Here is a 21528-nt window from a genome sequence, read left to right as displayed (position 1 = left end):
GCTGCATTTCTCCCATCTATTTTCGTTTTAATCTCTGTTTACGGCGGTTCTTCCCATCTGCCATCGCCTGTTTGCGGAGATTAGATGACTCAGTGACAGCTTGCTTTTCTTCCTTCACTCCATGTATCTTCTTCAGTTCTGCAGCCAATGACGCAATCGTTGGATGACTATACATCATGACCACTGGAACCTCTATACCATAAATTGATTTAATATGACCGCTCATCTGCAGTAAATCAAGGGATGTCGCACCCATTTCAAAGAAGTTCTCATTCACATCCGGTTCATGAGGAAAAAAGGAGCTGAGTACATCACACAATGATGCTTCTAGACGATCATCTATGACCTGCGATATTTGTTGAGTCGACTCTTCTTCCTGCTGCATAGGTGTTAATCGGTGTTTCATTCTCTCACCCATGTCTCGAACAGAAACAAGAATTTGCGGATAATCTAAACGCAGCACTTCCTGAAAGGCCTTGATTCCTTCACCTGGTGAAATTCCCGCCTGCTCCTCGAGCGTCATCATGTCATTGACTTTGGCCGCTAATGCTGAGTTGTGTGCCATACCGACTTTTTCCCATCGATCCCAGTTTAAAGAAATCACTGGCTTTCCTTCCTGCCTCTTCTCATGAGCAAAGCTGTCCATAAAAGCATTGGAAGCGGCATAAGCCACTTGTCCAGCCGCTCCAAGAAAGGACACTAGGGATGAACAAAGTAAAAAGAAGTCGAGCGTTTCATCCTTGAGTGTTTCATCCAGCACATAGGTCCCGTTGATTTTTGCCTGACACATGCGAATTTCATCGTCTGCTGTTCTTGCTTGGATGATCTTCCCATCTGCCTCTCCTGCCGCATGGATGACACCATGTAAATCACCAAATGATGTATGAGCCAGCTGGATCGCTTTCTGCACGGCGTCTTTATCTGACACATCACCGTGTACAGTTAGTACATCAGCTCCTAACTCTTCAAGAGTCATCAGCTTTTTCACGGTTTCAGCTTCTTTCCCATCCGCATCACGCAGCTCATGCCATGCAGAGCGTTCACGTATTTGTGATCGGCTGAGGAACACAAGTTTTGCTTGATACGTTTCTGCTAAATGTTGAGCTAGTGTGAAACCAATGCCTCCCATACCGCCGGTCAGGAGGTAAACACCATGAGTCCTGATAGGCTGTGTGGACGATTCCTCTTTCCTTAAAGGTGTACTTGAAGCTTTTCGAACCCACCTACTGTTCCCCCGATACGCCACGACTGCCTCTTGATCGTGCATTGCAACCTCATATGAAAGAAATAGCGGCCAGTCCGCCTTTGTTTCCTGACATAAATCAATGTGCTGACACGCAATATGCTGATATTCTTGAGGAATGGTCAGAGCTAATCCAGTACATGTTGCTTGAAGAGGATTGACCTTCTCCATCCCGATAACATCATGCGCTTGGTTTGTCACAAGGTGAAGACGGATGGTTGTGTTATGATGCTGACTGATCAGCCTGACGAGATCAAGTACAGATAAGTAGTTCGGCTGATCACCTGTATCTTCTGTTAGTTCATCATGCATCCAGATGATCTCTTCCGGTATAAATCCAGATTGCTGCAGTTCAGCCATCACCCACTCTAAGTGTGACAGCATATGAACGTCAGCCTTCATCACCTGGTCATTTTCTTTGATCGTATGATCACTTTGACAGACGCTGACAACCTCTGCATGCCGCTCTTTCAAATAAGCGGCAATATGACCATTTTTCTCAAAAACCAAGATACGCTTCCCTTGATGATGCTGCTCTTTTAGTACAGGTGCAGAGCGCTCCCATACCGGAATGTAAAACCAGTCTTGAAAATCAGCGGAGAGTGTCTCCCCCATTTCTGATGGTGCTAAATTGCTCATCAGCTGATCCGCTTTAAACTGCGGAGAGGGGAATATTTGATGCTCAAATGGATATGTTGGCAGTGACACTCGATATGGGGTCTTTTCTTTTCTGACAGCGCTCCAGTTCGGTTCCACTCCAAAACTCCACAGCTTCCCTATAGCCTTTTTCATATATTCATCATCAGCAGCTTGTTCTTTTGGATGTCTCACCAATGAAACAGCCGCTGCTTTGTTCACATCATAGTCATCATGTCGTCTCACAAATTGAGTCAACGTATGACCTGGTCCCACTTCAATGAAAACCACTTCACCAAGTCCAAGTAACGTCTCTAATCCTTGACTAAATAAAACAGGCTGCCTGATATGAGATGCCCAGTAATCAGGCGATGAGGCTTGCTCATTTGTTAACCAGCTTCCTGTCACATTCGAAAGGATCGGAACCTCGCCCTGCTGATAGGTGATCTCTGAGAGAGCGTTCTTAAACTGTACGGACGCTTCAGCCATCATACTCGTATGAAAGGCGTGAGAGGTTTTCAATGTTTGGACAGAAGCTCCTCTTTTTTCAGCTTGTTCGAGATAGATCTGTAACCGTTCTGGAGGACCGGAAACAACAGATAATTGTGAGCTATTCACCGCAGAAAGCTCGACACCCTCTGGAAGATCATGTTCAATCTCTTCGGCAGGGAGTGACACTCCGGCCATTTCACCCCGAGGCATTTTTTGCATCAAACTGCCTCTTTTTAAAACGATCCGGATTGCATCTTCGAGGTGTATGATACCGGCCACGCAGGCAGCTGTTATTTCTCCAATACTATGACCAATGAAATAATGCGGACGTATGCCTAGTCCCATCAGCTTCGATGCGAGCGCATACTCAAAACTAAACAAGATGATTTGTGTATATGATGTTTGCTGTATGAGTTGTTCTGCTTTTATGAACTCTTCTTCGGTTGTTGGATATAACACGTTCTCGATCTCAACACCTGATAAAGATAAAATGATGGCAAAACATTTCTGAAGCGTTTGTTTAAATTCAGGATCTTTCTCATATAAATCCTTGCCCATATTCACATACTGAGCACCTTGTCCAGAAAACATCCAGACAACTGCCGGCTGTTGAAAGGCCTTTTGCGGCTGTCCAGCTGACTGGAATGTGCGGTCAGGCCCTGCAAGAAAAGCTTGTCGATAAGGAAAATGCTTTCGTCCCTCTTGCAGTGTAAAGGCAGCCTCGGATAGTGTGACACGCTTTTGTTCTTTTAAATAAGATGTCATTTGTTCAGCCGATTTTTGAACCGCCTGCTTCGATCTTGCAGAAATCACCATTAGTTCATGATCTCTTTCTACTGACGGTTTGTCGGCGGCGGGTGCCTCTTCCATGATCAGGTGTACATTCGTTCCACCGACTCCAAACGAACTAACTCCAGCACGCAGCGGCTGCCCTGTTTTCATCCATGGTACGGGTGTTGTATTGACATAAAATGGACTTGATTCAAAATCAATTTTCGGATTCGGTTTTTTATAATGAAGGCTAGGCGGCAGCGTCTGATGGTACAGACTAAGCGTTGTCTTGATAAAACCTGCAATCCCTGCGGCTGAGTCAAGATGACCAATATTGGTTTTCACAGACCCAATCGCACAAAACTGTTTTTTATCCGTTTGAAAGGCTTTCTTTAGTGACTCAATTTCAACCGGATCCCCAAGAGTTGTACCGGTGCCGTGTGCTTCAATATAAGAAATACTCTCAGCTTCTACACGACTGATGTTGAGTGCCTTTTTAATCACTTCGCTTTGTCCTTCTATGCTTGGTGCTGTGTAGCCAACCTTCCGCCCGCCGTCATTGTTATAGGCTGACCCTTTAATCACGCCATAGATATGGTCCTTATCTTTTAGTGCCTGCTTTAATGATTTGAGCACAACAACACCGCAGCCCTCACCACCAACAGTGCCTTCTGCCTGTTCATCAAAAGCCCGGCAGTGCCCATCTGGCGACATGATCATGCCTTCTTGATACATGTATCCTTTTTTGTGAGGGGTCGTAATGGTGACGCCGCCTGCGAGTGCCATTTTACATTCTCCAGTAATCAGGGCACGCGCCGCCATATGAATGGCAGTCAAAGAGGAAGAACAAGCTGTATCAACAGCTACGCTCGGCCCCTTCAAATTCAATTTATAAGATACCTTTGTGTTCATGAAATCTTTATCTGTTAACTGAACAGCCGCAAATTGTTCGGATGAATGATTCGTTCTCATCAGCATGGAAGCAGCTTGCCAATATAAATTAGCAGAAGCGGCTCCAAATAAACCAATCGGTTCCTGATAGGTTTCAGGGTTATAGCCTGCATCTTCAAGAGATTCCCACGCCACCTCATGAAACATGCGGATTTGCGGGTCCATTACTTCTGCTTCACGCTGTGAATAACCAAAGAAATCTGCATCAAAATGATCATGCTGATCAACTGCTCCTTTGGCACGTACATATTGCTCATGATCCAATGCTTCTTTCTCAACCCCTGCCTCAAGCAGCTCTTCCTTCGAAAAGAACGTAATGGACTCTCTTCCATTTGCAAGGTTGTCCCAAAAGTGATGAATATTCTTTGCTCCGGGAAAACGGCAGGCCATCCCAACCACTGCAACCTCTAATCCTGTGAACTTACTCATCTATCATCCCGCCTAACAGTTGAGCGGCACTTTCTAAGTCATCCGCTTCATTTTCTCCATCATCTTCGATCTGTTTCTCTTGCCCTGATGCTTTGTTTTTTAATTGCGTAGCTATTTGCGAAACAGTTGTATATTGGAACAGCTCCATCACTGTCAGCTCCTGCTGAAATTCCTCTTTCACTTTATTGGACAACTCAACGATATTAAAAGAGTTCCCGCCTAAGTCAAAAAACGGTTCATCTATACGAATCTGCGAAGCAGGGACTTGTAAAATAGAGGCGAAAATGCGAACAAGCTTCTGCTCTGTTTCATTATGTGCTTGAATGGTCACAGGCTCTTGACTTTTTGACAGCTGATCTTCTGGATTCGGTAGTGCTTGGATATCCAATTTCCCTGATAGATTCAAAGGAAATTGCTCTATTTGGATGACATGTCTCGGCACCATATAACCTGGTAATCTTTCACTTAAAGACTGACGAAGCGCACGCTGATCTATCACTTGTTTTGCCATCATGTATGCGCAAATGTATTGGTCCTGATCCTGCGTTTCCTTAGGAATGACAATGACATCTTGAATCAGTCCTTGCATATGCGGGTCATCAAGAATCGCTCTACGGATTTCCTCTAGCTCAATTCGATATCCCCTAATTTTCACTTGACCGTCGTTTCTCTTGGCAAATTCTAATAAACCATCAAACCGCCATCTTGCAAGATCTCCCGTACCGTATAACATCCCGCTGCTCAGCTCTGGTTTTTTGATAAATTTCTCCTTGCTCAGATCAGGGTGATTGATGTACCCACGACCTACACCATCGCCTGCTATATATAACTCTCCAAAGACGCCAATCGGAACTGGCTCTCCTTGCGCGTCACATATGAAAATATGCTCATTCGGCATCGGCTGCCCAATAGGAATGACTTGTTCGTCCCAGTCTTGGGGAATCAAAAAGGATGATGACTGAACCGTACATTCAGTCGGCCCATACGCATTTATCATGATTGGTTTTTCACCTGATATATGCTGTAAAAATTGATCCATCAGCTCTTTTGTGAACACCTCTCCGCCCACCAGCATCATCTTCAATGCTGGCAGGTCTTGTTTCGATTGCGCTGCTGCCTTGTTCATCAGCTTCAAGTGAGAGGGGGTCACATCAGACAGCTGAATGTGATGTTCTTGGTAAAACGACCATAACGCATGCCCATCCATACGGACTTCATCTTTGGCAATATGCAGCGTATGCCCGAGGAGCAATGCCGGGAACAATGTTTGAACAGACGCATCAAAAATGTGTGAAGCCAGCATCCCTACTTGCAAAGGATTAGGGAGCAGATCAAAAAAGCGCGTTTTCATTCCATATACCAAATTAATGACATGACGATGTTCGATAACGACACCTTTCGGATGCCCTGTCGTACCTGATGTATACAGGACATACGCCATATCCGAAGGCGAGATAGACCAAGTCATATTCTCTTTTATTGATGGTTCTTGAAGCATGTCTTGAATCACATGGACCTCGACATCCAATCCTTCGTGTCCTTCTGCATCCGAGACAATAGCTGTAGCGCCGCTGTTTTTGAGCATATACCGAATTCTTTCAATCGGCAGATGAACATCAATCGGTAAATAAGCATAGCCAGCCTTTAAGATGCCAAGAATGGCAATGACAAGTTCAGCAGATCGATACATTCTGAGTCCAACAGGAGCCTCACGTGTTATCTGACTTTGAGATAGTCTAAGCGCAATGCGATCTGATAAATGATCAACCTCTTCATATGTATAGGAGGTGGTGCCAAACACAACAGCCGTTCGCGCTGGATGCAATTGGACTTGTTGTTGAAATAACGACACAATATCACGATCCACTGGATAAGCGAGCGACTCCCCTTGAAACGAATCAAACAGCTGATTTTTCTCTATATCAGATAAAAATGAGTGTGTGCTCATCGTTTGCTCAGACGTTTCGAGACATTGCTCTGTGAATCCCATGAAATGATTGGAGAACTGCTCCATCATGTTGTCATCATAAATGGAAGCATCCCAGTGAACTTCAGTATGAAGGTGATCTTGTTCTTTCTTCCAAACAATAAGCACATCCGCATGCAGCTGCTCTCTGTCAACTTGCCCATGCAATGTCTCAAATGCACATGCCAGATTGACACGCTTCTTGTCTTCTCCTGCTGAATGCCAAAGCTCATCCATTAAAATATGAACAGGATAGTTTTGATGACGCACTGCCTCCTGAAACGATTGTTTCACTGCCTCTAGCCCTGCACTAAAGCTCATATGAGGCTCAATCTCTGCCTTCAGCGGCAGCATATGATTGATGGCGGATTGATTAGCAGACTGTTCCATTGTAGGAACAGTCACCATCAACTCAGTTTTTCCGCTATAACGTTGAAGCAAGCCAAAAGCTGCTGTGGTTAGCACGATAAACAGGCGCAAATCAGAATCTCCACATAATTGCTTTAACGAATGATTCATAGCCACAGGGAAGGACGAATGAAGCGATCGGTTCATTGCAGCAGGCTTGGCATGTGAAACCGTATGAGGAATGCGGCCATCAAGCTGGACACCTGATAAGATCGATGTCCAGTAGGCTCTTTCTAACACCCTTTCCTTCGCCGCTGCTTTCAGTTGAAAATCATCATGTTCAATCACTCTTCCATTCACCTCTTTACTTATATTTTCAAGTCATCTAATTCGAAAAGAGATACGTCATCTAATTGCTTGAATGAAGAAGTCAGTTCGATCTCCTCTATTCTTACAGCATCTACTGAAACAGCCCTCATGATGTCTTTCAGCAAGCCCGCAATCTGCTCGATGGTTTCCTCTGTGAAAAGCTCAGTATTATATTCAATCGTTGAAGAAAGACCGTCTTCCTGCTCATACGCAATCCAGAGTAAATCAAAGCGTGACGTTCCTGTCTCATACGGATAATCACTAAAGGTTAAACCGCCTACCTTCAGTTCTGGCTGATTCATATTTTGCAAGGCGAACACAGCATCAAACAATAGATTCCGGCTGACACTCCGGCTTAACTGGAGGTCTTGAACCATTTGTTCATATTGATAGTCTTGATGTCCGAAATCATCGATGACATGTGCTTTCACATCCTGCAGGAATTGCTGGTACGTCAGCTCTGCTTTAGGATACAAACGAAGTGGCAGCATATTGACAAAAATACCGATCACTTGCTGCAGCTCCTCTTGTTTTCTCCCTGCTACCGGAACCCCGACCGTGATATCTGATTGTCCGCTTAATTTATGAAGTAAAATCTGATATACACTTAACAAGCCCATAAACAGTGTGGCGTCTTCCTGTAAAATCACCTGCTTAAACGCGTTCAGCTCCGCTTCTTCTATACGGAACGTATAATGTCCGCCGCGGAATTGTCTCACTTCTGGCCGATCGAAATCTGTTGGCAGATCAAGTAGCGGGGCACTTTCTAACCGGTTTTTCCAGTAATCACTCGATTCTTTCAGTGCTTCTGATGCAAGCAGGTCATTTTGCCATTCTGAAAAATCTTTATATTGCAGAGCAAGAGGCTCGAGCGTCCTGCCGTCATATAACTGCATAAAGTCATTGACCAAAATATCTTGAGAAAGACCGTCTGAGATAATGTGGTGCATGTCCAGCATGAGTACGAATTCCTCATCTGCCAGCTTCATCACACCGACTCTCATCAATGGAGCCTCACTTAACGTAAAGGCAGTCAAAAATTGTTCAATCACTTGTTTTTGATCTTCCTCAGATCCTTGTGTCGATCCGTTAGTGAGGTCAAATAATGTGACTGCAAATGGTACCTCTTCTTCAATCTTTTGATAAGGGACGCCATTCTCTAGTACAAACGCTGTCCGCAAACTTTCGTGTCTCTTAATGAGCTGCTGAAATGCCCATTCCAACCTGCTAATATCGAGTTTCCCTTTGATTCGTCCCGCTTTAAACTCGTTGTATCCTGTGCTGTTTACATCCATTTGCTGCATGAGATACAACCGTTTTTGCGCAGACGACAGTGGATAATGCTCCTTCACTTCGGCTTTTTCAATCGCATGATAAGCAGCAGTATCTGCTTGATCGATATATGCTGCCATTAATCGTATCGTAGGGATTTGGAAAAATTGTGGCAGCGTCAGCTCTACACTAAATGCACGATGAATGATGCCAATGAAGGTAATCGCCTTTAGAGAATCTCCACCCATTTCAAAGAAATGATCATCTATGCCAATTTCATCAATCTTAAAGAATGCTTGCCAATGTTGACTTAATGCCTTCTCCAGCTCCGTTTCTGGTGCCGCATAATTCGTGGAAAGCGCTGGTCGAGAATACAGGTTGCCATCTTGTTCATGCTCTCCGCCGCTCTCTTCCTCAAGGGATAAACGGTCTACATATCGGTGAATACGATCATGTAAAGATGTTGTCGAAATAACCATTTGTTCCACTTGATCCAGCGAAAGCAATCGTTCAAAGATCATTCTTCCTTCTTTTTCTGTAATTAACGTTTCGGTGACATCATCTCCAATTGGAAGATCAAGCTGCTTCCCTTGCTCAAATTCCCAGCCGTCAAAGCTAATGACAGACCACTGTGTTTCTGAACGTAGATTGCGTTCATACACGTACGCATCGATGAAATGATTCACAGCTGTATAGGCTGTAAAACCGAGTCCGCCCAAGATCGGTGACAAAGATGACAGGACAAAACAGAAATCAAGGGATCGATCACTTAAGGCAGCATCAAGATGAAGCACACCATTCATCTTCGCTTCAAAATGCGGCTCCGAAAAAGTGACATCTGTTTGCTCCATCACCTGGAAAGATTGGTCGCCTGTCACTCCAGCTGCATAGATCACGCCATCGATCTGCCCATATGATGCATCCACTGTGTTGATCAATTGCTGGATATCTTCCTTGTGACGAACGTCTACTTTCTGAATGAGAACATCTGCACCTGTCTCTTCCAGTGCCATTACCCTTTGGATTTTTTTCTTTGTTGGATCCTGTTCATCATGCGTAGACAGCCATTCTTGCCACTTGCTTCTATCAGGGAGTCCAGACCTGCTCGTTAAGATCAATGTTCCCTTCGTTTGCTCGGCCAAAGTCTGGGCGATATTCAATCCAATAAACCCAAGTCCGCCAATTAAAATGTATACACCATCTTTTTTAGCCAAATGAGCCTGTCCTGTTTCAGGAACTGAACTATTCGCATACTTTTTCACATATCGCTTATTTCGTCGATAGACCGTGAGAAGCTGTCCATACGCTCGATCTAGCTCATCGCTTATTTGCTTTAGCAATCTCTTTTCTTGAACCCCATTTTCCACTGGGCGATCAATATCAAGAATGCGGTAACGTAAGTTCGGTGTTTCCTGTGAAATCACCATCGCAGGTCCTAGATGGATCGCTTTTTCAGGATAAAGTACAGGCTCACCGCCAACGGCATACGTCAATGAGGAAAGAACTGTAATCGATACCTTTTGGTCCAACACATATTTTTTCAGTGCCTGGCCGATATAAAGCAAGGAGTAATAAGCATCTTGCTGCGTTTGCTTCACCCATTCTTCTTCCGTTTGAGATGACTGTCTTTCTGCAAGCCCCCATAGATGACAAACTTTCGACACGTTGATTTCATCATCTGCCAGATTTGATATGAGCCTTTCATAATCAGATGGCTCATGTGACCGAATGGTATAGCTATTTTTGTCATGCTTCGTAAATTCATTTCCTTTACGAACCACTACGGACTCGTTCCGTTTCGTCAGGAGCTCAGCCGCAATCTTCTCTCCAAAAGCAGATGGATCTGCAAACAAAAGCAAGGCTCCGCCAGATGTATCTTCTGATGGCACGCAAGGTAAAAGATCCGCTTCCCAATGAGGGGTATAGAACCATTCATCCATTTGCTGCTTTCGTCCAGACTGCTTTGGTTTTTCTTGTTTCACACGATCTGCTGCATCATACCAATAGGAAGTTTGATCAAATGCATACGTTGGCAGCGGCATTTTCCGCGGCTGACGGTTTAGATGGAACCTGTCCCAATCAATGGATAATCCGTTTGTCCATAAACGTCCGATTTGACCAAGTAAAAATTCAGTATCCGTCACATCTTGTTTTGCATGTCTTAACACATGACATACATGCTGGTTCAAGCCGTTCAGCGACCGGTTGACCATCACGCTTAAATCTTGTCCTGGGCCAATCTCAATTAGTTGAATATTGTCCTGTTGTAAAATATTTGTGATGCCTTCAGCAAAGCGAACTGTATCGGTCATATGCCTTTTCCAATAAGACATATCCTTCGCACTCGTATCTGTCATCCAATCTCCTGACAGATTCGAAATGAATGGAATACGAAGCGACTTGGCGTTAATATGCGTTAATTTTTCTCCGAATTGCTCCGCTGCCTCCTTCATGACATGTGAGTGGGCGGCAATGGTTCCACCTAATCGCATACACATCAATCTGTTGCTTTTTAGCTCTTGTTCAAATTCACCTATCGCCTCTTCTAGACCTGACACGATACATGATGAATCATTGACAACCGCGAGAGAAATATCGTTTGGAAGCATCGGTTTTAGCTCTGCCTCAGGTAATGGAACACTCATCATGACGCCAGCTGGTGACGACTGCATCGCATTCGCACGATAGGCGACCATGGACATTGCGTCCTTTAAGCTGAATAGCCCTGATATGGCGGCTGCCGTTAATTCGCCAAAGCTATAGCCGATCATTGCATCAGGACGAACGCCCCATTCAATGAAAAGCATGGATAAGGCATATTCAATGGCAAAAATGGCTGGCTGTGCATATTGAGTACTTGCCAACTGTTCACGTGCCTTTTCTGTTTCAGCTGCTAATGGGTACAGAATACGGGCAAGACTTCGTCCCGTTGCTTCTTCATATGCTTGAAAACAAGCATCCATTTGCTTCTTAAAGTAAGGCTCTTCCCGGTACAAATCTAATCCCATATTGAGATATTGATTGCCTTGTCCAGAAAACATAAAAATAATCTTTTGCTTTTCCACATGCGAATGCATGAGCTTTCCAATGCCTTTGCCTTGCTTTTCTGTTAATACTCTTAGAGCATCTTCTCTGTTTGCCGCAACAAATGCCTGACGAAAACCAAAGGATTGTCTTCCTGTTTGCAGCGTATAAGCTGCGTCTGCCAAATTGATAGAAGGTGTGTTTTCTATTTGGCTTGCGAGTTTGTCTTTCATTCGTTCCAAGCTCGTTTTGCTCTTGGCTGAAAGAACAAGCAGCTCAGCAGAACGAGGCATTTGCTGACGATCTCTTTGTGGTGCTTCTTCTAAGATGACATGTGCATTCGTTCCACCCATTCCAAATGAGCTCACCCCCGCCCGCCGCAAATGGGAAGCTGGCTGCTTCCAGTCGGTCAGCTCAGTGTTTACAAAGAAAGGACTGTGCTCAAATGCAATGTTTTCATTGGCTTTTTTGAAGTGAAGACTAGGTACAAATGTGTGATGCTGAAGCGAAAGCACAGCTTTGATCAAGCCAGCTGCTCCTGCCGCTGCATCTAAATGTCCAATATTTGTTTTCACAGATCCAATGCGGCAAAATTGTTTTTTCTCTGTGTCGAAAGCCTTTGTGAGCGCCTCTATTTCAATCGGATCACCAAGTGATGTGCCAGTTCCATGTGTTTCCACATATTCAATCGTCTCTGGTGAAACATCTGCTTGATGCAGGGCATCCTGAATGACACGTGTCTGTCCTTCGACGCTCGGAGCATTGAAACCAACCTTTTGATCACCATCATTGTTGATGGCAGAGCCCTTAATAACCGCATAAATATGGTCACCATCTTCTATGGCTTCACTAAGTGCTTTTAAAGCAACAAGACCAACACCATCTCCGCCAACAGTTCCATCTGCTTGATCATCAAAGGCGCGGCAGTGGCCATCGCTTGATTTCACCATATTCTGCTGATAAACGTAGCCTGATTTCACTGGGTGCAGGATCGACACACCTCCCGCAAGAGCTACATCTGAATCACCATTTGCAATGGATTGACAGGCCAAATGCAAGGCGACCAAGGAAGTTGAACAAGCGGTTTGCAGCGTAAGCGCCGGTCCTTTCAAATTCAATTTATGGGCAATTCTTGTACTGACGGTATACGTATCATTGAGTGAACCCACTTCAAACAGCTCTGACATGCTGCTATCAAGGGAAGCGGCAAAACGCTGAATCCATTGGAAGTTCGAAGTGGACCCAGTAAACAACCCGACCTTCCCCGTATAATCTTCTTGTACATACCCCGCATCTTCCAGCGCCTTATAGGCGTATTCATGCAGGAGACGTATTTGAGGATCCATCATTTCTGCCTGACCTGGCGAATAGCCGAAGAAGGATGCATCAAATAAATCAGGTCCATCAATGACACCCTTTGCCCTCACATAATCGGATCGCTCGAAGGTTTGGCGGTCAATACCAGCTTCAAACAGTTCTTCATCGGAAAAGAAGGAAATTGATTCTTCTCCATTCTTCAAATTTCGCCAGAATGCCTCAACATTTTTCGCACCTGGGAATTTACCAGCCATTCCAATAATGGCAATCGGCTCATTGGCTTTTCTTATCTTTTGTTTTACAGGCTGCGTGTCTGCCGCTGTCTGCTCTGAATCGCCGCTTAAATATGCGGCAAGCTCTCTAATCGTTGGGCGGCGGAACATTTCGACCATTGGAATGCTTTGATTCAATTGCTTAGCGAGCTGTTGATTGACGTGGATCAAATTGAGTGAATGCCCGCCAATGTCAAAGAATTTGTCATGAACACTTACCTCATCTAAGCCGAGCACCTTTTTCCAAATGTCTTGAATGACTTTCTCCGTATCAGAAAGATAGTCAGAGCCCGCCTGTTTTTTCGTTTGCTGCGCCTGTTTTAAAGCAGGTAAAGCTCGTTTATCTAGTTTGCCATTGGCAGTCAGCGGCATATCGTCTAATTGAACAAAGTGAGTTGGGATCATATAATCCGGCAGTTGATCAGCCAACGCTTGTTTTATTGCCGCTTGATCAAGTATGGCTGTCGTGACAACATATGCGGCCAAACATGGTGTACCAGAAACATCTGGCTTTACAACAACAGCTGCTGCTTTTATTCCTGGCTGTTCACTCAACCAAAATTCAATCTCACCAGTTTCAATCCGGTAGCCTCTCAGCTTCACTTGATCATCATTTCGACCTAAAAATTGAATGAGACCATTAGGGAGAATGCGCGCTGCATCACCTGTTTTATAAATTTTTTCTCCTGGCTGGAAAGGGTGATCGACAAATCTTTCTTCGGTTAGTTCTGGGCGATTCAAATAGCCTTTTGCGACACCTTTTCCGCCAATATATAATTCACCGACGGCTCCTTCCGGCATGAGATTCATATGTCTGTCAAACAGAAGAATATCCGTATGCTGTGCAGGCTTTCCAATCGGTACATACACGTCTTGATCAATGTCCTGGTTATATCGATGAATCATGCAGCCAACGACCGTTTCAGTTGGTCCATATTCATTCACAATTTCAATTGGCTGCGGAAAGGACTGCTGAATGGATTTCGCTAAAGATGTTTCCAGTTGCTCTCCGCCTAAAATGAAACATTTCATTTGGCTGTCTGGGAAAGACAAATGCTTAATAAACTGTAAATGAGATGGTGTCAGTTTCATCACATGTACACGGTTGTCTTTTATGATGTCTTCGACAAGTAGCTGCCGGTTTTCATGGTGATAAATCATGATGGTATTTCCTGAAATGAGCGGCGTGAAAATAGAAGTAACCGTCAAGTCAAAGGACAGTGAGGTATACAAAGCAAAATGCCTTGTTTCTCCTCGAACATATACTTGCTTCGCCCAATCAATATAGTTGGCTAAGCCAAGATGATGAATGAGTACTCCTTTTGGTCTTCCGGTCGTTCCTGATGTATAAATGCAGTAGGCTGTTTGGTCTGAGGTGATGGCTTGTGCCAAGTTGTCTGATGGTCCGGTGTATAGATCCGGCTGCGTGATATCAATTTTTTCTCCATGATAGGCATAGGTGAGCCCTTTCATTGGATGAGTTAAGAGCCATTCTACTCCGCTGTCTTCTAATAGATATTCTATTCGTTCCTGCGGATATTCAGGATCAATCGGCACGTAAGCACCGCCAGCTTTTAAGATCGATAAGCATGCTATCACCATTTCAATGGAATGCTCTGCTAAAATGCCGACACGCTGCTCCTGTTTGACCCCTTTGTTTTGTAAATAATGTGCGAGCTGGTTCACTCTCTTATTGAGTTGTTCATATGTAACCGTCGTATCGCCAAACTCAACTGCGACTGCCGCTGGCGTTCGCTCCACTTGTGCTTCAAATAGATCAATCACCGTTGGCTCATGGCTAGGTGTTGCTCCGCCGTATTGCTGAAAGACCGCTAACTGCTTTTCTTTCTCTTCTTCTGATAGCAGCTGTAGTTGAGCAGCAGATTTGTGCGGATGTGCACAGGCATCAGACAGGAGATGAAGAAAATGCTGACACCACTTTTCGATTTGCTCAGCTGAAAAGCTGACAGGGTTATATACCAATGAAAAGTGCAGCTGATCATCAAACGCCTGAACACTAAGCGTGAGATCGAATTCTGTCTGCTCAGTCATCTCAAATCCACGAATACGAATTGGCTGATCGTTTTTCGTGAGCATTTGATCTAGTGGATAGTTTTCAATGACGACGATTGAATCGAATAATGATTGCTCTGCAGTCATTCCTGCATATTTTTTTAAGTCAGATAGTGGGGTATGTTCATATTCATTTCTTACAGCGATCTCACGGCTCACCTCCTGCATCTGTTCAAGAATTGGCCGCTCCTGTTCGAATGAGACTCGCAGCGGTAAAGTGTTAATGAACAGCCCAGTCATCTTTTCAATATGAGGGACATCTGCATTTCTCCCTGATACTGTTGTCCCAAAGACAATATCATCTTGGTTCGCATACTTAGATAGCAAAACTCCCCACAGCGTATACATCACAGATGCCAGCGTCACGTCATATTGATTTGTGAATTTGCTCAAGCTCTCCGCAATGGAAGTATCCACTTGATGTTCATATTGATGAAACACTTCTGAAGGTTCATATGCGCCGCTTGACTTCGGAAGCAGTTCTGCATAACTCCATCCGTTGAAAACATTTTTCCAATAGGCGGCTTGTGCTTCTGTCTGTTGAAGGTTTTTCTGCTGCCATTTAACAAAGGATTGGTAGGACGGTCTTTGTTCCAGAAGAGGTTTGTCCCCATTCGATAAGCGCTCATATGCACTCATCCAATCGCTTAATACAATCCCAAGGCTCCATCCGTCCAATAAAATGTGATGGAAGCTAATGAGAACCCAGCTGACTTCATCATTCACTTCACATAACGTCAGGCGGAATGGGACTTCCTGCAGATCAAAGCGTTCTTCTCGGTTCTGTGCCGTCACCTCTTCTTTCAGCACATGAAGAGGCTCCTTCGCTTGCGTGAAATCACGATATCGAATGTCTGGCTGATGCTCCTTCAGCACAATTTGTACTGGTTTTGCTAGTTCCTGCCATCTAAACAATGTTCTAAGCATTTCATGCTGTTTGGTGACATTCGTCCATGATTGTTCAAAAATGTCTCGATCTATTGGTCCGTCTATTTCGATCAGCAGTTGTTCAAAATAAGCTGTTCCGTTCGGTTCCATTAAATGATGAAACAGCAGTCCTTCTTGGATCGTAGTGATACCTAACATATTTTCAATGTTCTGTTTATCCAGCTTCTGCGGCTGTAAAGCCATGGGCTCATCTCCTTTCTCTCTAAGAATGTTTCACGAAATAATGGCGTAAACCATAGTTAGCAATAACCTGCTGCTGAATTTGCGAAGTTCCTTCAATAATTTCAAGCACCTTTGCTTCACGATATAGTCTTGAAGCTGAGTTTTCCCGGCTAAATCCACTTCCGCCATGAATTTGGACATTTGTATTTGTAATGTCAACGGCAATTTTAGAGGTGAAATATTTTGCAATGGATGTTTCAGTGATCGCATCAGGATGATTCGCTTCTCTCATTTCCCCAGCCTTTAGGCATAAGGCTCTCGCTGCATGGAGCTGGGTCACCGCATCTCCGATCATGCCTTTGATCATTTGATGCTTGTACAATTTTTCATTAAACTGTGTTCTTTTACGCGAATACGTGACAAGAGAATCAACGGCTTCTTGTGCGATGGCAAGCCCTGCCCAAGCGACACTGTATCTTCCATGGTCTAATGCGAGTGACACCACATGGTTAAATCCGCCTCCAACTGGTCCTAAGACACAGTCTTCATGAACCTGAACATGATCGAGGGTGATTTCCGCTAAATATGACGCTCGGTTGGCCATCATTCCTGTAATCCTCTCAATCTCTACACCCAGCTGATTTCGATCGACAAGGAATGCCGTGACTTGTTCACCGTCTCTTGCAATCACAATAAAGAAATCGGCAATCGCTCCAAAGGAAATCCACTTTTTCTTCCCATTTAATACATAGGATTGCCCTTCCTTTTGATAGCTTGTTTCAACATGATTGGCATCTGAACCAATATTCGGCTCTGACAAAGCAAAGGCTCCGATTTTTTCTCCCTTGGCTAATTCAACGAGCCAGCCTTGTTTTTGGTCTTCTGTTCCATAACGAAGAATGGCTTCTCCTACAAGTGAATTCACTGTCAATAATGTGCGTACATTACAGCAAGCTTTTCCCACTTGTTCTGTGAACTGTCCATATGCGATTGGATCAAGCCCTAGCCCTTGATAGGAAGATGGGATACCTGCTGCCAAGTAGCCTCTTTTTGCCATATCTCGAATCAGTGACTCTGGCAAATGTTCCGTCTCATCGAATTCATTGGCAAACGGACGGATATGTTCATCGCAATACTGGCGAATTTCTTCAACGGCATTGATCGTTTGTTCAGCTGTTTTCATGAAGAGCCGCCCCCTGTTGTTTTCTCTCAATTAAGGCGACAATGCGATTGACCGTACTAAAATGAGCAATGTCGAGGTCTTCGTTATCTAATTGGAATTGAAAGTCTTGCTCGATATAGTTCACTAGTTTCATCGCAAATAGAGAATTCACAAAGCCTTGTTCAAAAATATGATCATCATTTCCAAGTTCAATTTCCTCATCAAATACCACTAGGTTTTGCTCGATATAGGCTCTTACTTGTTCGTGTAGGTTCATGATTTAATCTCCTCGCTTTTCGCTTTTTTATTGTTTGGCTGGGTCTTTCTGATTTAATTCAATATTGACATCTACGTATTCTGGGAAAGGCTGAATCATGCTTAAATCATTTTCAAACAAGATATAGCCGTCCTCCCCTTTCTCAATTTCTTTGAAATTCGCAAACTTATATGTGATGTACATCATGCGGTTTCGGTCGGTTTGTTTAAAGTCAGCGACAAGCCGCTTTCCTCGCTTTTTCGCTTCTTGCAAAATCGTTGTGAGTAAGATGGTCCCGACACCACGAGACATGACGCGGCAAGACATAAGCAGCAGTTTGACATGCCATGTGTCACCTGTTTCTTCTATTAATGAGAGTCCAATTTTTCCATAGGAACCGAATTTATCTTCAAGTTCACAGACAAGCAGCAAGTGAGAATCTGATTGACGGAAGAAATCAAGCTCTTCATAATCGTAGGTTTTCCCGCTCGCATTTAATTGATTGGTACGGACGGTCAATTCTTCAGCACGCTGGAGGTCTTGTTCTCCTGCTTCTGATATCACGAATTTCATATGTAAAGACGTCAAGAATTTCTCAGGCGGCCCTTCATATTTCTCTTCTTCCTGCTGCCTTTTGTCCGCTTCTAAGTACATTCTTCTGCGTCGTCTAGCATCTTCTGTGATAAAGACTGGACGCAGCCGATCATCAGTGAGTAATGACAGATAATCCACTGCATCCCAGCACGTAATCTCTGGATGAACAGCCTTCACTTCTTCTCGTTCAAATGGCTGATCATCAATAAAGAGAATGGTATCTTTATGAATATTTAGGCGCTCGCTGATTCTCTCTAATGAACTAGATTTGGCATTCCAATGAATCTCTGGATAGAGAAAGAAATGTTCGATTCCGAAGGCAGAAAGCTTTTCCTTCACGGCTGCTTCATCGTTCCGGCTTGCTATAGAAAGAAGGATGCCGCGCTCATCTAACTCTGTTAGTACTTCCTTCATCGATGGTTTTAACTTCACTTCATCTGACTCAAGTAAAATTCCATCCCATAATGTATGATCTAAATCCCAGACAACACACTTAATTTGCTTAGCCATTGGTTATTCTCCTCTCACATGTCATATTGGAAAAAGCCCTTGCCTGATTTTTTGCCGTACTCGCCTGCATCAACCATTTTGACAAGCAGAGGACATGGACGGAACTTCGGATCTTTGTAGCTTTCGTATAAAACAAGCAATGAATTCAAAATCGTATCAAGCCCAATTAAGTCTCCTGTCGCAAGTGGTCCCATTTTATGACCGAAACCTCCGCGGAAAATTTTATCGACATCCGCTGGCGTAGCGACTTGATCTTGCACCGCCCAAATCGCTTCGTTGATTGTCAGCATCAGCACACGGTTGGAAACAAATCCCGGAAAATCATGCACCACAACTGGTGTTTTATCAAACGATTTCAAGAAATCTTTTGCCGTTTCCACTGTGTCATCAGAAGTTGCTTTACCTCTAATGACTTCAACTAACGCTTTAAGAGGAACAGGGTTCATAAAGTGCGCCCCAATGACATTCTCAGGGTGATGCATAAGAGACCCTACCTTTGTGATGGAGATACAGCTTGTGTTTACAAAATAGATGGTTTCTTTCTCACAAATATCTCGTAGCTCTTCATAAATAGGTTTTTTAATCTCCCAATCTTCCGTCACATTTTCAATGACGATATGCGCGTCATGTAATCCTTCAAGTGAAGTTGACAGCTGGATTTGAGACAATACATCTTCTAAAGACAATGAGATTTTCTTCTTTCTCACAAATTGAACCAATTGATAGGTCTTCTTAATTTTTTCCAGCGCTTCGTTTAACTTTTCTTCTGTGACATCAACTAATGTGACTTGATAGCCATTTGCTGAAAGGTCTAATGCCATATCAGCCCCCATGACACCTGCTCCAATCACGCCTACGTGCTTCGTGTTCATTTCTCCAACACTCCAATTCGCTTTAAAATGACATTGATTTTTTCAACTACTTCATTTGTGAATGAATGAATAAAAAAGTGATCTCCATCGAATTCGAAAAACGCACAATCTTCGCTTGTATATTGATCCCAATCGTCTAAATCGAACAGCACAGAAGGCAAATCACGTGTACCATAAAAAATAGAAATTGGACAAGCAGCTGGAACGACTTCATCACACAAATAGGTCTCCAAAAGCTGAAAGTCTGCTCTTAAAATCGGCAGAAAGAAATCAAGCACTGCATGGTTATCAGCAAGTTCCTCAGGAACGCCTCCCATCGCAATGATCGCTTCTTTTAATTTGGAATCTGACAGCTGATGATAGACTTTCTTTTCTGGAATATGTGGCGGGAAGCGCCCAGAATAAAAGACATGGACAGGCTCTCTGTTTAACCTTGTTTTCATTCTTTTTTGTAATTCATATGCAAGGACGGCTCCCATACTATGACCGAAAATGGCATAGGGCTCTCCTTCTTTTAAGGAGGAGGACGCCTGTACATAAAGATCATCTGCGACCTGCTGTAAATCGGTTAGTACAGGCTCTGTCATTCTTGTCCCGTGCCCAGGGAGTTCTAGGGCATGAATTTCTATCGACCGGTCTATATAAGATTTCCACGTACTGAATACGGTACTGGCTCCACCTGCGTACGGTAAGCAAAATAACTTCACGACACGCCACACTCCCTTTTGCATTTGATTGCCAACGCTTCCAGCCAGTGTTTTTCATCCTGGATGATCTGTTCTAAAGAAGCTTTGATATTGGCTTGGTACCTACTAGACATCTCACCTGAAAAAAGGAGTTTTGCTGCCTGATGCCTTGCTTTCTCCCATTCTGCTAAAATACGTTCCATCCATCCCACCAGCTCAGGTAGATCGCCTTTGATGAGATTCAGCCGATACAGCTCTACTTTCTTCGTATTGATGATCTGATTGAACGACGCCACGAGCTTCTCGATATCATCCCATTGCGGAAGCTGCTCATAAAATGTTTCAAGAGCTGCGATTCCTTTTTCTATTACGTCTATCTGACCATGCATATTTCTCAGGAAATAAGTCGTTTTTTGATCAAATAACTCAGTTGAGAGCTTGTCCGGATCAAAGTAGAAGGCCGCATAGGAATGAAATTGATCATTCGGCTGAAAATGATCATGAAAGGTGTCATACCCTTTCTGTACATCTTTAAATGACAGCACTTGATGCTCATAAGACAAATTATCTAAATGCCGATTCTCTAATACGTGAAAGATTTGCTGATTTTCATCGAATCCAGTAATTAAAATGGAATGACGGCTATGGGTTGTCAAATACTCTTTTCTGCCTCGCTGAACGTAAGGGTCTACCCATACAATTACCGGGCGGTCACGCCTCACATCTTGCTTGACCTTTTCAATGAGGTCGGGACAATACGTCATTTTTTCTACTTGAATGCCTTGTAAATTCATAATCTTTTCTGGATCGTGTGCCGACATCCAGTCAATCTGTAGCAAGCCGTGCTCTGTAAGCCCGTAGGCAAATTGATCATTTAATAAGTATGGAGAAACTTCTTGATCATGCAGCTTCACAATTGGAAAAAAGCAATTGAAAAAACAGCTGCGATAAAACAAATCATTATAAGGATGAATGCCCGAAATCCGTTTGACGGTCATCTTTTTTTCCTCTCTTTCCAGCAGGAGATGTCACCATAAATCCTTTGATGAAACCAATCGTACAAAACCAAATGAAAAACAAATAATAAGAAATCGCTAATTCAATGAGAGAGGAAGGTCCCCATACAAAAGTCATTTTCCAAGGCAGCCCATTATAAGTATGGAGAAACTTCTTGA

General features: G+C 43.7%; 10 protein-coding genes. All 10 read right to left on the bottom strand.

All coding sequences use genetic code 11. From position 1 onward, the window contains the following. Positions 1-16: 16 nt before the first annotated feature. From QRN39_RS17660 to QRN39_RS17615, 10 genes are read right to left on the bottom strand one after another with little or no spacing between them, the layout of a single operon-like run. Complete coding sequence (locus tag QRN39_RS17660) at positions 17-4522, bottom strand: type I polyketide synthase (protein ID WP_284907783.1); 4506 nt, start codon at positions 4520-4522, stop codon at positions 17-19. Then, positions 4515-7184: a non-ribosomal peptide synthetase gene (locus tag QRN39_RS17655; protein WP_284907781.1), complete on the bottom strand. Its 2670-nt coding sequence runs from the start codon at positions 7182-7184 to the stop codon at positions 4515-4517. Before QRN39_RS17655 ends, QRN39_RS17660 begins: the two co-directional genes overlap by 8 nt. A gap of 20 nt (positions 7185-7204) precedes the next feature. Further along, the gene (locus tag QRN39_RS17650) at positions 7205-16294 is read right to left on the bottom strand and encodes a non-ribosomal peptide synthetase/type I polyketide synthase (RefSeq protein WP_284907780.1); all 9090 of its coding nucleotides are present in this window, start codon (positions 16292-16294) and stop codon (positions 7205-7207) included. A gap of 19 nt (positions 16295-16313) precedes the next feature. Next, on the bottom strand, positions 16314-17456 hold the full coding sequence (locus QRN39_RS17645) for an acyl-CoA dehydrogenase family protein (RefSeq protein WP_137055434.1): 1143 nt from the start codon (positions 17454-17456) through the stop codon (positions 16314-16316). Continuing rightward, on the bottom strand, positions 17443-17712 hold the full coding sequence (locus QRN39_RS17640) for an acyl carrier protein (RefSeq protein ID WP_050945733.1): 270 nt from the start codon (positions 17710-17712) through the stop codon (positions 17443-17445). Before QRN39_RS17640 ends, QRN39_RS17645 begins: the two co-directional genes overlap by 14 nt. A 27-nt stretch (positions 17713-17739) precedes the next feature. Continuing rightward, positions 17740-18795 (bottom strand): HAD-IIIC family phosphatase, encoded by a 1056-nt coding sequence (locus tag QRN39_RS17635; protein ID WP_284907779.1) that lies wholly within the window; start codon positions 18793-18795, stop codon positions 17740-17742. 14 nt (positions 18796-18809) lie between these two features. Beyond that, entirely contained in the window at positions 18810-19667 is an 858-nt protein-coding gene (locus QRN39_RS17630) for a 3-hydroxyacyl-CoA dehydrogenase family protein (protein WP_251191450.1), read from the bottom strand. Further along, positions 19664-20374, bottom strand: coding sequence for a thioesterase II family protein (locus QRN39_RS17625; protein WP_050945731.1), 711 nt, complete (start codon positions 20372-20374; stop codon positions 19664-19666). Before QRN39_RS17625 ends, QRN39_RS17630 begins: the two co-directional genes overlap by 4 nt. Next, positions 20371-21351 (bottom strand): C39 family peptidase, encoded by a 981-nt coding sequence (locus tag QRN39_RS17620; protein ID WP_284907778.1) that lies wholly within the window; start codon positions 21349-21351, stop codon positions 20371-20373. Before QRN39_RS17620 ends, QRN39_RS17625 begins: the two co-directional genes overlap by 4 nt. Continuing rightward, positions 21314-21487: a hypothetical protein gene (locus QRN39_RS17615; RefSeq protein ID WP_284907777.1), complete on the bottom strand. Its 174-nt coding sequence runs from the start codon at positions 21485-21487 to the stop codon at positions 21314-21316. Before QRN39_RS17615 ends, QRN39_RS17620 begins: the two co-directional genes overlap by 38 nt. Between the last annotated feature and the right edge of the window lie 41 nt (positions 21488-21528).

This window comes from Bacillus sp. lyk4-R2A-2 (assembly GCF_030209735.1).
Classification (GTDB): Bacteria; Bacillota; Bacilli; order Bacillales; family Bacillaceae; genus Bacillus; species Bacillus pumilus.
The sequence above is the reverse complement of the archived record's forward strand: the minus strand, read 5'-3'. Positions and strand labels throughout refer to the sequence as shown.

What these genes read in the sequence shown, in the direction of transcription:
- QRN39_RS17645 (WP_137055434.1), bottom strand. Translation starts at nt 17,456, where the DNA reads ATGAAAACAGCTGAACAAACGATCAATGCCGTTGAAGAAATTCGCCAG.
- QRN39_RS17635 (WP_284907779.1), bottom strand. Translation starts at nt 18,795, where the DNA reads ATGGCTAAGCAAATTAAGTGTGTTGTCTGGGATTTAGATCATACATTA.
- QRN39_RS17615 (WP_284907777.1), bottom strand. Translation starts at nt 21,487, where the DNA reads ATGACTTTTGTATGGGGACCTTCCTCTCTCATTGAATTAGCGATTTCT.
- QRN39_RS17660 (WP_284907783.1), bottom strand. Translation starts at nt 4,522, where the DNA reads ATGAGTAAGTTCACAGGATTAGAGGTTGCAGTGGTTGGGATGGCCTGC.
- QRN39_RS17650 (WP_284907780.1), bottom strand. Translation starts at nt 16,294, where the DNA reads ATGGCTTTACAGCCGCAGAAGCTGGATAAACAGAACATTGAAAATATG.
- QRN39_RS17630 (WP_251191450.1), bottom strand. Translation starts at nt 19,667, where the DNA reads ATGAACACGAAGCACGTAGGCGTGATTGGAGCAGGTGTCATGGGGGCT.
- QRN39_RS17620 (WP_284907778.1), bottom strand. Translation starts at nt 21,351, where the DNA reads ATGACCGTCAAACGGATTTCGGGCATTCATCCTTATAATGATTTGTTT.
- QRN39_RS17640 (WP_050945733.1), bottom strand. Translation starts at nt 17,712, where the DNA reads ATGAACCTACACGAACAAGTAAGAGCCTATATCGAGCAAAACCTAGTG.